Genomic DNA, 19,068 nt, shown 5'->3' on the forward strand with positions numbered 1-19,068 from the left:
TCACCGAGGGCGCCGCGTCCCGGAGGACCTGGACGCCTTCCTGTGCGAGGTCGACGAGCTCTTGAGCGCCGTCGCGGTCAGGGCTCGATGAGCCCGGCCCGGATCGCGTAGCGCGTGAGTTCCAGTCGGTCGCGCAGGCCGAGCTTCTGCAGGAGGTTGGCGCGGTGGCGCTCGACCGTCTTGACGCTGATGAACAGCAGGCCGGCGATCTCCTGGGACGTGTGGCCCTCGGCGACGAGCTTGAGGATCTCCTCCTCGCGTTCGGTGATGGCGCGGGCGGGCAGGGGCTCGCCCTGGCGGGCACGTTCGAGGTAGGTGCGGATCAGGGTGGTGACGGCGCCGGGGTAGATGAAGGGCTCGTCGCGCACGGCGGCCCTGCAGGCCTCGACCAGGTCGCGGTCGGCGACGGACTTCAGGACGTATCCGCTGGCCCCGGCTTTGAGCGCCTCGAAGAAGTACTGCTCGTTGTCGTACATGGTCAGGATGAGGATGCGCAGGTCGGGGCGGAGCCTGCTCAGTTCCCGCGCGGCCTGCAGGCCGGTCATGCGGGGCATCGCGATGTCCAGGACGGCCAGGTCGACCTGCTCCCCGCGGGCCTTGGCGACGGCCTCGGCGCCGTCGCCGGCCTCGGCGACGACGGTCAGGTCGGGTTCGCCGTCGAGGATCAGCCGGACGCCCCGCCGCACCAGCGCGTGGTCGTCGGCGAGGAGGATCCGGGTGGGCGGCGGGGCGGTCATCGCGGGCCGTCCGCCACCGGAGCGGGTACGTCGAGGCGGACGTCGGTGCCGCCGCCGGGGGCGGCACCGACGGCCAGGCGGGCGCCGATGAGCAGGGCGCGTTCGCGCATGCCGCGCATCCCGGCGCCCTCGGGGACCTCGCCGATGCCTTTGCCGTTGTCCCTGACCAGGAGCTCGGCCCCGCCTCCGGGGACGGCGCCCAGGTGGATCTCCACCCGGTCCGCGCCGGAGTGGCGGGCCGCGTTGGTGACCGCCTCCTGGGCGACCCGGTAGAGCACCAGCTCGGTCTCGTGGTCGAACGCGGGGAGCGCGGGGCCGAAGCGGTCCACGACCGTGAGCCCGGGGGCGGTGAACTCGCCGGCCAGGGCGCGCAGGGCACTGTGCAGACCGAGTTCCTCCAGGACGCCGGGGCGCAGGCGGCGCGCGATGCGGCGGATCTCGTCGAGTCCGGCGCGGGTGGTCTCCTGCACCTGCCGCAGGTCGTCCTTGAGGGGATCGGGGGCCAGGTCGGCGCTGTGTCCCAGTTGCAGCACGACGGCGGTGAGGGTCTGGCCGACCTCGTCGTGGAGTTCCTGGGCGATGCGCTGCCGTTCGTCCTCCTGGGCGGACAGCACGCGGGCGCTGGTGGTGGCGCGCTCGGACTCCAGGCGGTCGAGCATGGTGTTGAAGGTCGTGATCAGGGCGGCCATCTCCCCCGATCCGGTGACGGCGGGGCGGCCCCCGGGACGGAGCAGGTCGGCGGAGTTCATCGCCCGGCTCAGGCGCTGCAGCGGTGCGAGCCCGACCCGGAGCAGCAGGGCGTTGGCGACGAGCATGGCGACCAGTCCCACGCCCAGCACCAGCGCTTCGCCCAGCAGCACGGGGGTGGAGACCGTGACGGGGCCGAGCAGGAGCACCGTGGCGACGACCAGCACCGCGCCGTTCAGCAGGAAGATCCGCCAGTACAGCGACATGGTCCCGCCTTCCTCGGGGGCTTTCCTCCACTGTCCGCCGCCATCGCCGTGACGTCCTGCGCGTGCCCGGCCGCGCTCATCGTGCCGTGGGTGGTGGGTACCCGGGTCCCGCTTCCAGCCTGCGCCGGGCCGGGGGGCCGCCGCCATCGGGGCCGGCACCCATTTCCGCGCCCCGGGATTGGGTGCCGGCCCCGATGGTTCCGCGGGCGGGCGCGGGCGACGGTGGAGGGGACAGGGCCCACCCGGCTCCGGGAGGAGGACACCATGCCGTACCGACACAAGGCCATCGAGGACATCGAGGCCGAGACCCGGCGCACCGACCCCCGCTTCGCCGAGGGGTTGCGCACCGGGCGCCCGTGCGCGCCGCGCGAGTACCGGCGGCGGCTGGGCTGGTTCCTGCTGGCGGTGGCGCTCGCCTGGATCCTCGTGGGGATCGTGCTCCCGCAGGGGCTGCTGATGGCGGCCGGACTGGTCCTGGCCGGAATCGCCGCGGGTGTCCTGGACCCCCGCCACGACACCGTGGGACGGGGCCGCAGGCGGGCGTGATCCGGGCGCGGAGCCGAGCGGATCGGGGGCCGGACGGGTGGCGGGCGGCTCCGAAGGTTGTTCGCGGGGCCCGCGTGTGGCGCCGTCGCGCGCGGCTCCGGCGGGCTATTGTGACGCCGACCAATAAATTGCGCAAATCGTCACATTTTGGAGCCCTACGTGATCGAAGGCATCGGCAGGCGCCGCTTTCTCGCCGCGGGGGCGGCCGTCGTCGGGGCGGGCGCGACGAGCAGGGCCTGGGCGGGCGCACCGCTCGCCGATGTACCACCGGGCGGGGTCCTGCGGAGCAAGGTTCGGCTCCCGCGCCCGTACCAGGTACCCCTGCCGGTCCCGCCGGTCCTCGAGCCCATGTTGCGGACCGCGACGACCGACTACTACCAGATGACCCAGCGCGCGGCGAAACTGGAGATCCTCCCGGGACTGCGCACCAGCTGCTGGACGTACGACGGCCTCTTCCCCGGGCCCACGGTCGTCTCCCGCTCGGGGCGCCGCACGGTCGTCACGCACCGCAACGAACTGCCCCAGCCGACCGTGGTCCACCTGCACGGCGGCCACACGCCCTCCGACAGCGACGGCTACCCGATCGACCTGACGATGCCCGTCGGCAGCAGCATGTCGTACGCCGACGCGATGGAGGGCATGCCGGAGATGCACGGCTCCGCCGGCCAGCTCAGCCACGGCCAGCGCAGCTACACGTATCCGATGCTGCAGCGCGCGGCGACGCTCTGGTACCACGACCACCGCATGGGTTACACGGGCCCGGCGGTGTACCGCGGACTGGCCGGGTTCCACCTCGTGACCGACGACGAGGAGGACCGGCTCGACCTGCCGCGCGGCTCCCGCGACATCCCGCTGCTGCTCGCGGACCGGGCGTTCGCCGAGAACGGGGCGCTGATGTACCCCGCGGTCGACTCCGGCATGCACAAGCCCGGTGTCGTGCACGCGCACCACTTCGGCATGATGGGCGACGTCATCCTGGTCAACGGCGCCCCGTGGCCCGTGCACCGGGTCAGGCGGCAGCGCTACCGGCTGCGGTTCCTCAACGGCTGCAACGTCCGGGACTTCCGCCTGGAGCTGGACCCCCCGCCGCCGGGCGGCAAGGGCCTGCTGCAGATCGGCAGCGACGGCGGACTGCTGGGCAGCCCGCTGGCCCACGACAGCCTGCGCATGGCCCCTGCCGAACGCTTCGACGTCATCGTGGACTTCGCCCGTTACCGGCCCGGCACCAAGGTGCGCCTGGTCAACCGGTTCGGCAGCGGCAGCACCGCACAGGTCATGCGTTTCGACGTCTCACCGTCGTCCCGGAAGCCGCACGACGACACCCACATCCCCAAGCGGCTGTCACGCCGCCCCGCCACCATCCTCGACCCCCGCAAGGCCGTGGCGCACCGGACCTTCGCCTTCCGGCACTCGCGCGACGGCTGGACGATCAACGGCCTGCCGTACAAGCCCGGCCGCTCGCTGGCCGACGTGAAGCTCGGCACGATCGAGATCTGGAAGTTCACCTCGGTGTTCTTCCATTCGGTGCACGTGCACCTGGACGCCTTCCGCGTGCTGTCCCGCAACGGCAAGAAGCCGGGCGCGTTCGACGCGGGCTGGAAGGACACGGTGGCGACGGGCCCGGGCGAGACCGTCGAGGTGGCGGTCCGCTTCACCGACTACGCAGGCAAGTTCATGATCCACTGTCACAACCTCGAGCACGAGGACATGGCGATGATGGCCGACTTCACCACGCACTGAGGCACGGCGGCCCCGGCCCGGCGGTGTCCTAGGTGTATTGACCACGAGCGTTGTTGACACCTGCTGGGTCTTGATCACGGCGAAGACCTCCGGTGTGGTGGAGCTGTCTAGGACTGCACCGCACCGGAGGTCTTCGTGTCCCACCGTAATGCCCGCCTGACCGTGCACGGCAGGCGGCTACTGGTCGAGCGTGTCTGCGCGGGTCGCCCGGTCGCTCATGTCGCGGCGGAGATGGGCATCTCGCGCGCCACGGCGCACAAGTGGGTCCGCCGCTGGCGGGCCGAGGGCGACGCCGGCCTGCACGACCGTACGAGCAGGCCACACACCGTCCCCCACCGCACACCGGCCGCCATGGAGGCCCGGGTCTGTCACCTGCGGACCACTCGTAAGCTCGGCCCGGCACGGATCGGGCCGATCCTCGGGATGCCGGCCTCGACAGTTCACCGGATCCTGACCCGGCACGGCCTGCACCGGCTGGCCTGGATCGACCGACCCACCGGCGAGCCGATCCGCCGCTATGAACGGGCCCAGCCGGGCGAGCTGGTCCATGTCGACATCAAGAAACTGGGCAACATCCCAGACGGAGGCGGCTGGCGCACCGTGGGCAGGGCCGCGGGAGACCGAAACCGGCAAGCCACCACCACCCAGCGGCAGAACTGCACGCCGGTGATCGGCTACAGCTACATCCATTCCGCCATCGACGACCACTCCCGCCTGGCCTACAGCGAGGTCCTGCCCGACGAGCGCAAGGACACCGCCATCGCCTTCTGGCAACGGGCGCAAGTCTTCTTCACCGCCCACGGGATCACCGTCGAGCGTGTCCTGACCGACAACGGCTCCTGCTACAAATCCAAGGCCTGGCGAGACACCCTCGTCGCGGCCGGAATCACCCACAAACGCACCCGGCCCTACCGGCCACAGACGAACGGCAAGGTCGAACGCTTCAACCGCACCCTGCTCGAAGAATGGGCCTACCTACGGCCCTACACCTCAAACGCAGAGCGCACCAAAGCCCTGGCAGACTTCCTCCACACCTACAACCACCATCGCTGCCACACCGCACTCGGAGGCAAGCCCCCAATCAGCCGCGTCAACAACGCTGCGGGTCAATACACCTAGGCCGTGTCGTCAAAGGAGCGCCGGCCGCCCGGAGGGCGGGCCCAGCGGCGTCTGGTGCGGTGCATCGCAAGGCGGAGAGTCGTCCTCGTAGTGGGCTACTCGGACGATTCGACAACGCAGCGAGGTGCCGTGCCAGGCGCCGCTGGGCAGGCGGGACTTTGACGACACGGCCTAGGACGCGGCCGGGCCGGACGGCTGTCCGGGGGCGGTGCCGCCGGGCGGGGGGCTCTCCCCTCCCGGCGGCCCGGGGGTGCCGGGGACCGGGCTCTGCGGAGCGGGGCCCGTGCCGGGCGGCGGGGACTGCGGGGCGGTCCCGCCCTGTTCCCCCGTCGGTGCGGAGGGGCCCGTCGAACCGCCGCCCTCCTCCGGGGCGGCCGGTGAGCCGTCCTGCGGCGACCCGGACGGGCCGCCGGACGGCGCGTTCTGCGGGGGCGTGGTCCGCTCGTCGCCGGAGGCCTTGCCGTCGCCGCTGTCGCGGGTGAACCACTCGCCGGTGCCCGGGTCGCGGACCACGAACTCCTTCACCGGCTCGGTCGCCGGAGCCACCACCACCGTCCTCGACGGCTGGTAACCGGGCCACGCCCGGCCGACGGTCCTGGCACCGTCCTTCTGCTCGACCGGCCCGGTCAGCGGGTTGCCGCAGGCGCAGCGCACCCGGGGCATCCCCCGGTCGTCCACCAGGACCGCGGTCCCGGCCTGCAGCACCGACTGGAAGGCGGTGGGCCTGCGATCGCGGTAGCCGTGGTTGGTGACCCGCGTGTCCGCGCGGAGCTGAAGCGGGGTCAGGCCGCGCAGGTACGCCGGGACGCCCGCGGGGGCGAGGCCCAGCACCGAGGCGAACGCCCTGCTCTTCGACGGGTCCGACGACAGGGCGGTGATCTGCTTCTCCACGTCGCAGCTGGCGGCGTCGCGCGTGCCGCCGTACAGACCGGGCATGCCGCCTCTGTAGACCTGCCGTACGGTGCCCCCCGTCGTCGAGGGGGTCGGCAGTGCAGGTGTCGCCGAGGGCGCGGCGGTCTCCTCGGCCGTCGACCCCGTGAACGGGTTCGGTCCCGCGCTGCCCGCCGTCTGCAGGAACAGCTCGCCCTGCTTCCCGCCCGAGACGCCGCCGGGCCGGGTGAACACCACGGCCACTGCCACCGCCGCCACCACGGCCGCGGTGATCGCGGCCACCTTGGGCACCGAGCGCCACCAGGGCCGTTCGTGTCCGCCGCCCCCTCCGCCGCCTCCGCCGCCTCCGCCGCCGTCGTCCGGTGGTCCACCCGGTGGCGGGGGCGGTCCGCCCACGACGACCGTCGGCGTCCGGCGCCGCCGTCCGGGCGAGTCCCGGTCCTGGCCGGGCGACCTCGCCTCGTCGGTCCCGTCCGGTCCGGACAGCGGGCCCGAGGGCGGGCCCTCGGGGCGGGCGAGCGAGGGCGGTAGAACGCTCACAGGGCTTTCCTCCACTCGTCCCGGGCCGGCACCCCGGCCGGACGCGTCGCCGGTCGCTTCAGAAGCCCCACCTGTTGACCATTGTGTGCGTCCCCCTCACAGTCCCCGCAAGCCGACGCCCGCCGGGGACGGCGCGTCCGGACGCGCCCCGGGACGGGCCCTTGCGAGGGGTGCGCCGCCGCGTCTTCGGGGGGACCATGGAATCGCGTCGGCACGGGCGAGAGGGGACGGCGGACCGACCGGCCGGAACGGCAGGCGGAAGAGGCGCCCACCATGAGCGACACGGATCGGTACACGACCGGCCCGGAGCGGCTGGACGGGGTCTCGACGAGCCCGAGCGGGCTGATGGACCTCCTGGGTGTGGCCGCTGTGCTCCTGGAGGGCGACGGCCGGGTGGACATGTGGAGCCCGCAGGCCGAGGCGCTGTTCGGCTACACCGCGGAGGAGGCGGTCGGCCAGTACGCCGCCCACCTGCTGGTCCACGACACGCACCGCAAGCTCGTCATCGGGCTGTTCTCCGAGATCATGAAGACCGGCGAGAGCTGGGCGGGGTCCTTCCCGGTGCGCTGCAAGGACGGCGGCCGCCGGCTGGTGGAGTTCCGCAACATGCGGCTGATGGACAGCCTCGGCGACTACTACATCCTCGGGCTCGCCACCGACCAGTCCACCATGCGCGAGGTGGAGCAGGAGGTCGCCCTGTCCACGCGGCTGATCTCGCAGTCGCCGATCGGCATCGCCGTGCTGGACACCGGCTTGCGGTACCTCAGCCTCAACCCCGCGCTGGCGCGGTTCCACGGCACCTCGGTCCAGGACCACCTGGGGCGCCCGTTCCGCAGCGTCCTCCCGGGCCCCGACTACCGGGCGGTGGAGGCGGAGATGCGGCAGGTGCTGGCGTCGGGGGTACCGATGGTCGACCGCTACACCGTCGGCCGGACCCCGTCCGACCCGCGCAGCGAGCACGCCTGGGCGGTGTCCCTCTACCGGCTGGAGGACCACCGCGGGCACGTGCTGGGCCTCGCCGAGGTCGTCGTCGACATCACCGAGCGGCACCGCGCGGCCGCGGAGGCCGACCGGGCGCGGCGGCGGCTGGCGATGATCGCCGACGGCTCCGCCCGCATCGGCACCGCCCTGGAGGTCGAGCCGACGGTACGGGAACTCGTCGAGGTCGTCGTGCCCGACCTGGCGGACCTGGCGGCGGTCGACATCCTCGACAGCGTCCTGGACCAGCGCGCCCCCGCCGGCCGGCAGGACGCGCCGGTGTTCCGCTCCCTGGCGATCAGGACCGCCTACGCCACGGAGGCGGCCCATGCCGTCCCGGCCCCGGGCGAGGTCGTCACCTACCACGCGGAGCACCTCTCCGCCCAGTGCGTGCGCACGCTCCGCCCGCACATGATCGCGCACGCAGGCCAGTACGACCTCGAGCGCATCACCCCCGACCCCGAGTCGGCGCGGCTCCTCGCCGACGCCGGTGTGCACTCGTGCATGGCGATCCCGCTCATCGCCCGCGGCGAGGTGCTGGGCGTGCTGGGCATGAGCCGGGCCCGTACGCACGCGTCCTTCGACGAGGACGACCTGACCCTCGCCTGCGAGCTGGCCGCTCGCGCCGCCGTGTGCATCGACAACGCCCGCTGGTACCAGCAGGTGCGCAACACCGCCGAGACCCTGCAGCGCAGCCTCCTCCCGCAGCCGCAGCCGTACCATCCCGGCCTGGAGGTCGCCGCCCGCTACCGGCCCGCGCAGGCCAGGAGCAAGGTCGGCGGCGACTGGTACGACGTCATCCCGCTCGACGACGAGCGGACCGCGCTGGTCGTCGGCGACGTCATGGGCAGCGGCATCGACGCCGCCACGACCATGGGCCGGCTGCGCACCGCCACCTCGACACTGGCCGAGCTCGACCTGGACCCGGCCACGGTGCTGGGCCACCTCGACAAGATCACGCGCGGCCTCGACCCGTACATCGCGACGTGCGTGTACGCCCTGTACGACGCGCGCACGGCCGAGTGCCACCTGGCGACCGCCGGGCACCTGCCCCCGGTCCTGGTGCACGGCGACGGCTCCCCCGAACTGCTCGACCTGCCGACGGGGACGCCCCTGGGCGTCGGCGGCGTTCCGTTCGAGAGCACGAGCATCACGCTCGCGCCCGGGGACCGTCTCGTGCTGTACACCGACGGGCTCGTGGAGACCCGCGACGACCCGATCGACGAGCGCCTCGAACTGCTCCTGACCCTGCTCGGCACACCGGACGCCTCGGTGGAGGAGACCTGCGACCGGCTCCTGCGGGAGCTGAGGGGCGCCGACGACCACGACGACGTCGCCCTCCTGATCGCCCGCGCGGACCCGCACCGCCGGCCGCGGGGGCGCTTGTGATCAGGTGCCGCCGGGCGGGTGGTGACCGCGTCCCCGGGTGGGCTCGGCACCGGCAGGGTGGAATGCATGGGGTTCGGCCCCGGCGCACGCCCGGGCCGTACTGCCGCACGGAAAGGCGTGAGGGAATGGGACACGGCGGAAACGTGATCGCTGAGCTGCTGGCCGACCACCGCGAGGTCGAGGAGATCTTCGACCGCATGCAGTCGATGTCGACCGGCGACCCGGCGCTGCGGGAGCTGGTGGACGAGGTGACCATCGAGCTGGTGCGGCACTCGGTGGCGGAGGAGCAGTACCTCTACCCTGCCGTCCGCGAGCACGTCGAGGGCGGGGACCGCATCGCGGACAAGGAGATCGCGGACCACGCCAGGATCGAGGAACTGCTGAAGGAGCTGGAGCAGCTGCCACCGAACGACGGCCGGTTCCACCCCCTGCTGATGCGGCTGATGGACGAGGTCACCGCGCACGTCCAGGACGAGGAGGGCACGCTCTTCCCCGGGCTCAGCAGCGCCTGCTCCCCCGAGGCCCTCGACGACCTGGGCGACAAGGTGCGCCGCGCCAAGTCCCTCGCCCCCACCCGGCCCCACCCGGCGGCACCGCACACCCCTCCCGCCAACAAGCTCCTCGCCCCGGGCGCGGGCCTCGTCGACCGGGCCCGCGACTTCGTGAGCGGCCGCGGCCGGTCCTGACCCCCAGGGGCGGCGGCGCAGGGTCCCCGTTCCTCCGGGAACCCTGCGCCGTGTCCTCGCCGGGAGCGGGCGTGATGCGGCTCATGTCGCGAAAGCGCGACTTTGCGTACGCTGGGCGCGCCGCGCGCCGGACGGGTGCGGCACCCATGCGCACGGAGGACGGTTCGTTCGGCATGCACAGTGAGCTCTCGTCGGTCATCGCCGCGGCCACCCGGTGGCTGCTGGCCGCCTATCCGGCGACCGGCGGAGCCCTCAGCCGTGCCCTTGCCGAGGCGCAGGCCCGCCAGGCCGCCATGGTCGCCGCCGCCCTGCGCTACCCGACGGCGGTGGACGCCGCCCTGCTCGGACTGCTGCCGCCCGGCGGCACGGGCCGGCTGGACCGGGTCGCCGGCGCCGGGGTCGTCGACGAGGACGCCGGGGACACCGAGGCCGGCTGGCGCACCTGGGTAGACGAGGTCGTCGTGAGCTGGGCGGCCTGCCTGCTCGCCGACCCGGACTTGGCCGCCTCCGCGGTGACGGCCCTCACGGCCACCGAACACGGCGCCTCCCTCGCCGGTGACGCCCTGCGGCTCACCACCCCCGGCGCCCACGACCGCGCGGCGGCCGCCCTCCTGCGCCACCCGGACCTGCTGGCCCCGATAGCGGGCCTGCACCGCGCGGAACTGACGGCACTGCTGGAGGCGGCGCCGCTCGACAGCTTCCCGGCGTAGCCACCGCTTCCCGCGGCACATCCGCAGGTGTACGCGGTGTTTGTTCGGGAAAAGGCAGAAGATGCCTCTACGTGATGCCATGACCTGGTTGGCCCGCCGCAGCCGGGACCCGGTGGTCACCCTGACGGCGCGGGCCACCGTCGCCGCGACCATCTCCTACGTGATCGCCGTGCACGTCAGTAGCGAGTCTGCCCCGCTGACGGCGCCGCTCACCGCCCTGCTCGTCGTGCAGGTGACGCTCTACTCCACGCTCACCACCGGCATCCGCCGGGTGAACTCCGTGGTGGTCGGTGTGCTGATCGCCGTCGGGTTCAGCGCGCTGGTCGGCCTGACGTGGTGGAGCCTGGGGCTGATCATCCTCGCGGCGCTGGTCATCGGGCAGTTCGTGCGGGTCGAGGAGTTCGTCAACGAGGTGGCCATCAGCGCGATGCTGGTGCTCGGGGTGAGCCAGTTGACGGAGCAGGCATGGGACCGCGTGCTGGAGACCCTCATCGGGGCAGGGGTGGGCCTGCTCCTCAACGTCCTGTTCGCACCGCCCGTGTGGGTGGGGACCGCCGGGGCGTCGATCGAGGACCTCGCCCGCCGCATGCGTCATCTCCTGCTGTGCTGCGCCGAGGAACTGGACTCCCCCGCCGCGGTGGAGCGTGCCGCGGCACGGCTGCACGAGGCGCGACGGTTGGACCAGGACGTCGCCGAGGTGGACACCGCGCTGCGCCGGGCCGAGGACAGCCTGCGGCTCAATCCCCGGGTCAGGGAAGCGCTGTTGTCGCGGGTGGTGCTGAGGACCGGTCTGGACACCCTGGAGATCTGCGTGGTGGTCCTGCGCGTCCTCGCGCGGTCGCTGACGGATCTCGCCAAGCGGCGCGGCGCGGACGATCCGCTGTTCGACCGCGACGTGGCGGTCGCCCTGGAGGAGCTCTTCGCCCACCTCGGCGGGGCGCTCGTCAGCTTCGCCGTCCTGGTGACCACGCAGGTCAGCAGCAACGCCGAGGAGGCCGAGGCCCGGCTGGCCGCGGAGCTCGCGGCGGCCCGCGCGAGCCGGGAGAAGGCCGCGGACATGCTGCTCGACCGGGTTCGGCAGCATCCGGGGGCCTGGCAACTGCACGGGTCCCTGCTCGCCGAGGTGGACCGCATCCTGGACGAGCTGGCCCTGGAGCACCGTTCCCACCGGCTGATGGAGGAGCTGGACGAGGCCGCCCGGGCGCAACAGGACCGCTTCGCCGTGCCGGCCAGGCTCCGGCTCGTGGCCCGCGGTGAACGCGTCCGGCGCTGTCGTCACGGGCGCGGCGCGTCCGGCGGGGAGACGCGGACCGGACCACCGCCCGTGCCCTTGGCCCGGGCGGCGGACCGGCCGGGCCGGGCGCCGGGGGACCGGCGTCGTCCGGCGGGCGACCGGTCGCGCTCGGGGTGACACGGGTCGGGGCGCGGTCGCGGCGCCGCGGACGGCTCAGCCGCGCGCGAAGTCCAGCAGGTCGGCGTTGAACCGCTCGGCGAACTTGGGCACCATCGCGAGCCCGTGCGGGGCTCCCTCGTACACCTTGTAGACCGCTCCCTTGACCAGCTTCGAGCTCTTGGCACCGGCAGCCACGATGGGCACGATCTGGTCGTCGTCCCCGTGCACGATCAGCGTCGGGACGTCGATCTTCTTGAGGTCCTCGGTGGTGTCCGTCTCGGAGAACGCCTTGACGCAGTCGTAGGCGCCCTTGATGCCCACCGTCATGCTCCACAGCCAGAACTCGTCGCGGGTGCCCTGGCTGACGGTCGACCCTTCGCGGTTCGCGCCGTAGAACGGGCCGCTGAGGTCCCTGTAGAACTGGGACCTGTCCTTGGCCACGCCCTCGCGGATCTCGTCGAAGACCTCGATCGGAAGGCCCTCGGGATTGGCCTGCGTCTTCAGCATCAGCGGGGGGATCGCACCCACCAGCACCGCCTTGGCGACCCTGCCCGTGCCGTGCCGCCCGATGTAGCGGGTGACCTCGCCGCCACCGGTCGAGTGCCCGACCAGGATGACGTCGCGCAGGTCGAGTTCCTCGATGACGGCCGCCAGGTCGTCGGCGTAGGTGTCGAGGTCGTTGCCCTCCCAGGGCTGGCCGGAACGCCCACCGCCACGACGGTCGTGGGCGACGCCCCGGAAACCGTGGTCCACCATCCACTTCAACTGCGGGTCCCAGGCGTCCGCGGTCAGCGGCCACCCGTGGGAGAACACGACGGGTTGGCCGGTCCCCCAGTCCTTGAAGAAGATCTGGGTCCCGTCCTTCGCTGTTGCATACGGCATGATCCTGAGTCCTTCTCGCTCCAGGGGGAACGCAGGGTTCCGGGGTTGCCCATACCCAAGCCCGGCCCCGTCCGGGATGAGTACGCCGTTGGTCAAACCGTAGTGCCGGGGCGGAGTCCCGGCGCGTCGAGACGGCTCAGCGCTCGGGTGCCACGGAGGCGTCCAGCAGCGGTCCGAGCTCGCGGGCCACGGTGGTCAGGGCGCGTACGTCGCGCTCCGCCCTGGCGATGACGACGGCGCCCTCGATGGCGCTGATCATCAGCGTCGCCAGCGACGGTGCCCGCCCGGCCGGCACGCCCATCTCCTCCAGTGCCCCGGCGACGGGCCCGGTCCAGGTCGCGAAGGCGGCGGCCGCCGCCGTACGGGTGGCCTCGGAGGTCCCGGCGCAGTCGACCGTGGCGGCCGCGACGGGGCAGCCGGCGTCGTAGCCGGAGGTCAGGAACTCGTCCGTCCACTGGCCGACCATGGCGGCGAACAGCCCGCCGGGAGTCGGCTCGGGCAGGGCGGCGAGGAAGCGGGCCACGCGGTTGCCGGCGTAGCGGCCGGCCCAGCCGACGGCCTCGTTGACCATCTGTTCCTTGCCGCCCGGGAAGTAGTACTGCAGCGATCCCCGGGGCGCCTGCGCGTGGGCGGCGACCTCGCGCAGGCCCGTCGCCGTGACGCCGCCGCGGCGGATCAGCTGTGCGGCGCTGAAGACCATGCGCTCGCGGGGACCCCGCTCGGAACCGGCCATCTCCGACCTCCCACCGTCTGCCCTCCCGCCCGCCCGCGTAAGGGGTGGCGGCCCTCCTCGGTGCGCGTCGGCTCGGCGACGCAGTTCGCGCACGCGGGCCGGCGTCCGGCGCCCCGGGGTCTATTATGACGGCTGTCATACGCGCTATGACAGCCGTCATAACGCGCGGGTCGAGCGGTCGGACGGCCGGGACGGCGGTGGGCAGTGGACGTGGGTTTCATCGGTCTGGGGATCATGGGGCAGCCCATGGCGCTCCGTCTGGCCGGTTCGGGAACACGGCTGGTGGTCTGGAACCGCACCGCCGCCCGGTGCGCCCCGCTGCGCGCGGCGGGGGCCGAGTTCGCGGAGGGGCCCGGCGAGGTCTTCGACCGGGCCCGCGTGGTGGTCCTGATGCTCGCCGACGGCGCCGCCGTCGACGCCGTCCTGGGCCGCGGCACCCCGGACTTCGCCGGGCGTGTGGCCGGGCACGTCGTCGTCCACATGGGCACCACCTCGCCGGCGTACTCGCGCGGGCTGGAGGCCGCCGTCCGCGCGGCGGGCGGCCGCTACGTGGAGGCTCCCGTCTCCGGCTCCCGCAAGCCCGCCGAGGCGGGGCAACTCGTGGCGATGCTCGCCGGGGATCCCGCGGCGGTGGAGGAGGTGCGGCCGCTGCTCGCGCCGATGTGCCGGGAGTCCTTCGCCTGCGGGCCGGTGCCCGGCGCGCTGCTGATGAAGCTTTCGGTCAACCTCTTCCTGATCACGATGGTCACCGGGCTCACCGAGGCGTTCCACTTCGCGGAACGGCAGGGCCTGGACACCGGGCAGTTCCTCTCCGTCCTGGACGCCGGGCCCATGGCCAGCGCCGTGTCGCGGATGAAGGCGCCCAAGCTGAGGGAGCGCGACTTCTCCGCGCAGGCCGCGGCGTCCGACGTGCTGCACAACAACCGCCTCATCGCCGAGGCGGCCCGCGCGTCGGGCCTGGCCTCGCCGCTGCTGGACGTCTGCCACGCCCTCTTCGACGAGACCGTGGAACAGGGGGACGGCCGCGCGGACATGGTGGCCGTCCTGCGGGCGATCGAAGCCCGCACGGACGTCGCCGGCGACCTGGTCGCCGAGGTACGGGGCGGAGGCGTCCGGTGAGCCGGACCGTGACGCCCTCGGAGGCCGCCGTCACCGCCCGGCGCATGTGGCGGCTCGCCGAACCGGTGCACGCCGTCACCTACTTCACGCCCGAGGCACGCGCCGCGTACGAGGAGGCGGGGCTGCGCGGTTACTGGCGCGGTTACTTCGCCGGTCGCGCGGCCCCCCTCGGCCCGGTGGGCCCGGAGCCCGTCGTGGCCGCCTTCTTCGGCTTCGCGCCCGCCATGGTGGCCCGCGCGCTGCCCGGCGTGTGGGCGCTCGCCCCGCCCGAGCGCGCCCTGGAGGCGCGGCGGCGCGGCGCGGGCGCCGCACTGCGGCGGCTGCTGGCGGGACAGGAGACGGCGGTGGCGGAGGCGGTGGACCTGCTGGCTCCGGTCGTCGCCGGCCTCGACGTCGCGGGACGGGTGCTCGCCGCCGCGAATACGGCGCTCCCCTCCCCCGGCGACCCGGTCGACGCGCTCTGGCACCAGGCCACGCTGCTGCGCGAGCACCGCGGGGACGGTCATGTCGCGGCGCTTGTCGCGGCCGGTCTGGGTGGATGCGAGGCGCTGGTGCTGCGCACGGGCATCGACCTGCCGCGAACCGAGCTGCAGCCGCACCGCGGATGGACCGACGAGCAGTGGGCCGGTGCGGCGGCCCGTCTCGCCGCCCGAGGCCTGCTCGGCGCGGACGGCGCCGCGACCGCCGCGGGGCGGGAGGCCCACCGCGCGCTGGAGGAGGCCACCGACCGCGCCGCCGGGCGGCCCTGGGAGGCCTTGGCACCCGAGGCCGTCGAGCGCCTGGTCACCGTGCTGTCCGCTGCGGCACGGGCCTGCGCGGGGGCGCTGCCGTACCCGAACCCGATGGGCGTGCCCGCCCCCTGAGAAACGCCTCAGGCCGAGAGGAGTCCCGCGATGCAGGCGTCCCAGTCGATGTGGCCGCCCTCGGTGCCGAGCGGGACGAGTTCCGCGGTCGCGGCCAGGAACCGGGCGAGTTCACCCGTGGCGACCTGCAGGACGGCCGTGCCGCCGGGGGCGGCGAGCGTGATCAGGGTGTGGGCGTGGTCCCCGGGTTCGACGTGCACGTCGCCGTCCCCGGCGGAGGCCGCGAGCCCGGCCAGCAGCAGTTCGCGGGAGAGCACCCACTCCGCCTCATCGGCACCGTCGCCGTCGCCGAAGCGCATCCGCACGATGTAGGGGTCGTCGGAACGGTACCGGCAGTCCGCCGACAGATCGAGGAACCGCCGGGTCCCGGTGATCAGCCGCAGGGACAGGTGTTCCGTGAGTGCTCGCATGGACGCCCCCTCGTGGGCCCGGTTCGGCCGCGTTCGCCGTTCAGCAGCATGTCGTTGCCGTGCGTTTGCCCCGTGACGCATGGTCCGGGCCGGGGCGACGGGAGAGATTTCGTGAAGGCTCGCCCTGGACGGCCGATCTGCGGGGTGCCCGGTCAGGAGCGCCGGTCCTGCGCCATGACGTCGGCGGGTCCGGGGAGTTCACCGCCGATCACGGGGACCGGGTCCGGGGCTCCGTCCGTCGGGCACAACGGCAGCGGTACCCCGGCGACGGCCGCCGCCCGTTCGGTGCTGTCCGGGGAGCAGCCCAGCCATGCGCAGAACAGCACGGTCGCGTCGTCCTGGAACTCGCCGACCTGGTGGTCCGAGACCCGGCGCATGAGACGGCACAGGGTCTCGGGGAGGGGCAACCGGTCGGCGTGGTGGCGGATGAGGAAGTCCAGGAACCCGGAGAGCCCGAACTCCCCGCCGGTGGTGGTACGGGCCTCCGGGATGCCGTCGGTGTAGAACACGAGGCGGTCGCCCGGCTCCAGTTGCTCACGGCACACCTGCGGTGCCACGCCCAGCCCCAGGCCCATGGGGTCGCCTGGCGAGCAGGCGAGTTCGGCGACCCAGCGCCCGCCCCGGATGAGGATCGGCGGGTGGTGGCCGCGGTTGACCCATTCGAACAGGCCGGAGCCGGTGTCGAGCCGGGCGACGACGCCGGTGGCGTAGCGCGTCCCCTCGAACTGCTCGACCAGCACCTTCTCGATCTCCTCGGTGATCTCGACCAGTTCCGCGTGGCGGCGGCGGGCGTTGCGGTTCGCGCCCATGGCGAGGCTCGCGGTCAGGCCGGCCGCCGTGTCGTGCCCCATCGCGTCGAAGATCGACAGATGGACCAGCGGGCCGTCGAGCGCGTAGTCGAAGGCGTCCCCTCCGACCCGGTAGGCGGGTTCCAGCGCCGCGGAGATGACGACCCGGCCGTCCGAGTACGAACGGGGCGGCAGCAGGCGCCACTGCATCTCGGCGGCCACGTTCATGGCCTCGGTGCGCACCGTGCGGGCGTACGCGTCGCTGTAGTCGCGCTTGGCGGTGACGATGAGCGCCACCGCGTCGGCCAGCGACTGCACGTCCTCGCGGGTGCGGTCGTCGTCCCCCTCGGTGGTGACGCGGAGCAGGCCCAGCCGCTCGGAACCGCCCAGCAGGGGTGCCCACCAGCGGCACTTGCCGGGGCACGCGGAGACGGCGGGGAGCAGCCGGCCGTACTGGAAGGCGCGGCCGGGCACCGTGCCCTCGATCCGCAGTTCGGAGCTGTGGTTCCGGTGGCCGCACTCGCCCGCCCCTTCCTCGGCGAGGTTGCGCAGCACATGGCGCTGGAGGTCGGAGAGGTAGATCGTGACGTGGGCGAGGCCGGCGGGTTCCGCGTGCTCGGCCACCTTCGCCGGCAGCTGTTCCAGGGGCATCAAGTGGCTTTCGGCCAGCAGGCCCGCCAGCATCCGGCGACTGCGCCGATCCCTGTCCTGCGTCACCCTTGCTCCTCGCCACCCGTCGGCGGGTCCGGGGTTCCGGCGGCCTCGCCCGGGCCGGGTGGCCCCCGCCTCGAACCTTTCCCATCGTACGCATACCACCCATAAGTGATATAACGGTCGCTTCCCGTCATCCACGGGCCCTGACCGGGGCACCGGGCGCGCCGATGACGTACGGCGGTACGCATGGCCGGGCGCGCGGCGGACCGCCGTTACGTAGCTTGACGGACGCCTTTCGTCGTCTTTCGCCCTAGTTTTTGCTGTGTCCGCGGCCGGGGGCCGGGCGACCGCGGACGGGTCGACTCGGAGGTCTGGGATGGCGGCATACGACTACATCGTCGTCGGTGGCGGGACCGCGGGGTGCGTGCTCGCCGCGCGTCTCTCGGAGGACGGGCGGGTCCGGGTGCTGCTCCTCGAGGCGGGGCCGGCCCGGGCGGCGAAGCGCTCGGCCGCACCGCCGCGGTGGATGCGGTTGATCGGCAGCGGGATGGACTGGGGCGACCGGACCGTGGCACAGCGCGGAGCCGGCAGTGCCGTGCTGCCCTATCCGCGGGGGAAGGCGCTGGGCGGATCGAGCAGCATCAACGCCATGGTCCACCTGCGGGGGCACCGGGCCGGCTACGACGCGTGGGAGAAGGCGGGCGCGACCGGCTGGAACTTCGACACCCTGCTGCCCTACCTGCGCCGCAGCGAGCGGGCGGCGGGGCGCGACCCGGAGTTCCGCGGCACCGAGGGCCCCATGCGGGTCGCGCCGCCGCACCGGGTCCACCCGCTGTCCCCCGCGTGCCTGAGCGCCGTGCAGGCGGCCGGGCACCCCATCAGCACCGACCTCAACGGCCGCCACCAGCAGGGCGGCGGCTGGCTGGACCTGAACATCGTCGACGGGGCCCGGCAGAGCGCCGCCGACGCCTACCTGCGGCCGGTGCTGCACCGGCCGGGCCTGACCGTGGTCACCGGGGCGCAGGTCCACCGGCTCCTGCTGCACCACGGGCGGTGCACGGGTGTGGAGTACAGCCGTGACGGGGTGCTCGAACGGGCCGAGGCCGGCCTGGAGGTCGTCCTCGCCGCCGGGGCGGTCGGCTCCCCGCACCTGCTCATGCTCTCGGGCGTCGGGCCGCCCGACGAGCTGCGGTCCCACGGCATCGGCGTGGAGGCGGACCTCCGTGAGGTCGGGAGCAATCTGCACGACCACCCCGTCACGGTCGTCAACTTCTCCGCGGCACGGACGGTGCCGACGCCGACGGGCCCCGCGTTCGACGCCGCCGCGGCCCTGTGCAGCACCCATGCCGACACCGCCCCCGACATCCAGGTGCTGTTCCTGTGCGCGCCGTACGTGCCGCCGCCGCTGGAGGGCGCGGAGAACGGCTACAGCTTCGTGGTGGGTCTGATGACGCCCCGCAGCCGGGGCTCGGTCCGGCTGGCCGGGGCCGACCCGCGCTCCGCGCCGCTGGTCGACCCGAACTTCCTGTCCGCGCGTTCCGACGTGGAGAGCCTGATCAGGGGGGTGCGCATGGCCCGGGAGATCGGCAGCGAGCAGGTGCTGAAGGTATGGCGGAAGGAAGAGGTCCTGCCGGGGCCCGCCGCGTTCAGCCACGGACTCCTGGAGGACTACGTACGGCGCAGCGTCGGCAGTTTCTACCACCCGGGGGGCACCTGCCGCATGGGGTCGGACGACCAAGCCGTCGTCGACCCCGAGCTCCGGGTGAACGGCGTGTCGGGGCTGCGGGTCGCCGACGCGTCGGTGATGCCGTCCGCGGTGTCCGCGCATCCCAACGCGACCGTGCTGGCCGTCGCGGAACGGGCGGCCGACCTCATCAGGGGCGAGGGCGGCGACGGCCTGACCGGGCGGGCCGCCGCGTGAACGGTGCCCCTTCCGG

General features: G+C 73.5%; 17 protein-coding genes. 10 read left to right on the plus strand and 7 right to left on the minus strand.

What is annotated here, in order from left to right; genetic code table 11:
- Positions 1-77: 77 nt before the first annotated feature.
- Both AC1VWI_RS02335 and AC1VWI_RS02340 read right to left on the minus strand, forming a co-directional pair.
- On the minus strand, positions 78-737 hold the full coding sequence (locus AC1VWI_RS02335) for a response regulator (protein WP_499509200.1): 660 nt from the start codon (positions 735-737) through the stop codon (positions 78-80).
- Positions 734-1,690 (minus strand): HAMP domain-containing sensor histidine kinase, encoded by a 957-nt coding sequence (locus AC1VWI_RS02340; protein WP_499509201.1) that lies wholly within the window; start codon positions 1,688-1,690, stop codon positions 734-736. The genes AC1VWI_RS02335 and AC1VWI_RS02340 overlap by 4 nt, the downstream gene beginning before the upstream one ends.
- 264 nt (positions 1,691-1,954) lie before the next feature.
- On the opposite strand from AC1VWI_RS02340, the gene AC1VWI_RS02345 reads away from it, so the two are divergent.
- The 3 genes from AC1VWI_RS02345 (at position 1,955) to AC1VWI_RS02355 (ending at position 5,095) form a co-directional block, all read left to right on the plus strand.
- Positions 1,955-2,236, plus strand: coding sequence for a DUF3040 domain-containing protein (locus tag AC1VWI_RS02345; RefSeq protein ID WP_499509202.1), 282 nt, complete (start codon positions 1,955-1,957; stop codon positions 2,234-2,236).
- 159 nt (positions 2,237-2,395) lie between these two features.
- Positions 2,396-3,976 carry a multicopper oxidase family protein gene (locus tag AC1VWI_RS02350; protein ID WP_499509203.1) on the plus strand — a complete coding sequence of 527 codons (1,581 nt, stop codon included), beginning with the start codon at positions 2,396-2,398 and terminating at the stop codon, positions 3,974-3,976.
- 135 nt (positions 3,977-4,111) lie between these two features.
- Positions 4,112-5,095 carry an IS481 family transposase gene (locus AC1VWI_RS02355; RefSeq protein WP_499509204.1) on the plus strand — a complete coding sequence of 328 codons (984 nt, stop codon included), beginning with the start codon at positions 4,112-4,114 and terminating at the stop codon, positions 5,093-5,095.
- Positions 5,096-5,266: 171 nt separating this feature from the next.
- Here the strand turns inward: AC1VWI_RS02355 and AC1VWI_RS02360 are convergent, their stop codons facing one another.
- On the minus strand, positions 5,267-6,526 hold the full coding sequence (locus AC1VWI_RS02360; protein ID WP_499509205.1) for a DUF6777 domain-containing protein: 1,260 nt from the start codon (positions 6,524-6,526) through the stop codon (positions 5,267-5,269).
- Positions 6,527-6,799: 273 nt separating this feature from the next.
- On the opposite strand from AC1VWI_RS02360, the gene AC1VWI_RS02365 reads away from it, so the two are divergent.
- The 4 genes from AC1VWI_RS02365 (at position 6,800) to AC1VWI_RS02380 (ending at position 11,700) form a co-directional block, all read left to right on the plus strand.
- The gene (locus AC1VWI_RS02365; RefSeq protein ID WP_499509206.1) at positions 6,800-8,893 is read left to right on the plus strand and encodes a SpoIIE family protein phosphatase; all 2,094 of its coding nucleotides are present in this window, start codon (positions 6,800-6,802) and stop codon (positions 8,891-8,893) included.
- A 125-nt stretch (positions 8,894-9,018) separates the two neighbouring features.
- Positions 9,019-9,579, plus strand: a complete 561-nt coding sequence (locus tag AC1VWI_RS02370; RefSeq protein WP_499509207.1) for a hemerythrin domain-containing protein — start codon at positions 9,019-9,021, stop codon at positions 9,577-9,579.
- Between the two features lie 173 nt (positions 9,580-9,752).
- A complete protein-coding gene (locus AC1VWI_RS02375) occupies positions 9,753-10,289 on the plus strand; it encodes a hypothetical protein (RefSeq protein ID WP_499516698.1) in 537 nt (178 codons plus the stop codon).
- A 79-nt stretch (positions 10,290-10,368) separates the two neighbouring features.
- Positions 10,369-11,700, plus strand: a complete 1,332-nt coding sequence (locus AC1VWI_RS02380) for an FUSC family protein (RefSeq protein WP_499509208.1) — start codon at positions 10,369-10,371, stop codon at positions 11,698-11,700.
- A 36-nt stretch (positions 11,701-11,736) separates the two neighbouring features.
- Here the strand turns inward: AC1VWI_RS02380 and AC1VWI_RS02385 are convergent, their stop codons facing one another.
- Both AC1VWI_RS02385 and AC1VWI_RS02390 read right to left on the minus strand, forming a co-directional pair.
- Positions 11,737-12,564, minus strand: a complete 828-nt coding sequence (locus AC1VWI_RS02385) for an alpha/beta fold hydrolase (RefSeq protein ID WP_499509209.1) — start codon at positions 12,562-12,564, stop codon at positions 11,737-11,739.
- Between the two features lie 136 nt (positions 12,565-12,700).
- Positions 12,701-13,297 carry a TetR/AcrR family transcriptional regulator gene (locus tag AC1VWI_RS02390; RefSeq protein ID WP_499509210.1) on the minus strand — a complete coding sequence of 199 codons (597 nt, stop codon included), beginning with the start codon at positions 13,295-13,297 and terminating at the stop codon, positions 12,701-12,703.
- A gap of 204 nt (positions 13,298-13,501) precedes the next feature.
- Between AC1VWI_RS02390 and AC1VWI_RS02395 the strand changes: the two genes are divergently transcribed.
- Together AC1VWI_RS02395 and AC1VWI_RS02400 are read left to right on the plus strand one after the other, a co-directional pair.
- On the plus strand, positions 13,502-14,416 hold the full coding sequence (locus AC1VWI_RS02395; protein WP_499509211.1) for an NAD(P)-dependent oxidoreductase: 915 nt from the start codon (positions 13,502-13,504) through the stop codon (positions 14,414-14,416).
- Positions 14,413-15,279 carry an SCO6745 family protein gene (locus tag AC1VWI_RS02400; protein ID WP_499509212.1) on the plus strand — a complete coding sequence of 289 codons (867 nt, stop codon included), beginning with the start codon at positions 14,413-14,415 and terminating at the stop codon, positions 15,277-15,279. The genes AC1VWI_RS02395 and AC1VWI_RS02400 overlap by 4 nt, the downstream gene beginning before the upstream one ends.
- Positions 15,280-15,287: 8 nt before the next feature.
- Here AC1VWI_RS02400 and AC1VWI_RS02405 read toward each other — a convergent pair whose 3' ends face one another.
- Together AC1VWI_RS02405 and AC1VWI_RS02410 are read right to left on the minus strand one after the other, a co-directional pair.
- Positions 15,288-15,689 (minus strand): SsgA family sporulation/cell division regulator, encoded by a 402-nt coding sequence (locus tag AC1VWI_RS02405; RefSeq protein WP_499509213.1) that lies wholly within the window; start codon positions 15,687-15,689, stop codon positions 15,288-15,290.
- A 152-nt stretch (positions 15,690-15,841) separates the two neighbouring features.
- Positions 15,842-17,161: a PP2C family protein-serine/threonine phosphatase gene (locus tag AC1VWI_RS02410; protein ID WP_499516699.1), complete on the minus strand. Its 1,320-nt coding sequence runs from the start codon at positions 17,159-17,161 to the stop codon at positions 15,842-15,844.
- Positions 17,162-17,507: 346 nt separating this feature from the next.
- Here AC1VWI_RS02410 and AC1VWI_RS02415 point away from each other — a divergent pair, with 346 nt between their 5' ends.
- Positions 17,508-19,052, plus strand: coding sequence for a GMC family oxidoreductase (locus AC1VWI_RS02415; protein WP_499509214.1), 1,545 nt, complete (start codon positions 17,508-17,510; stop codon positions 19,050-19,052).
- Positions 19,053-19,068 lie beyond the last annotated feature (16 nt).

It is taken from the genome of Streptomyces sp. TOM-9, assembly GCF_056858595.1.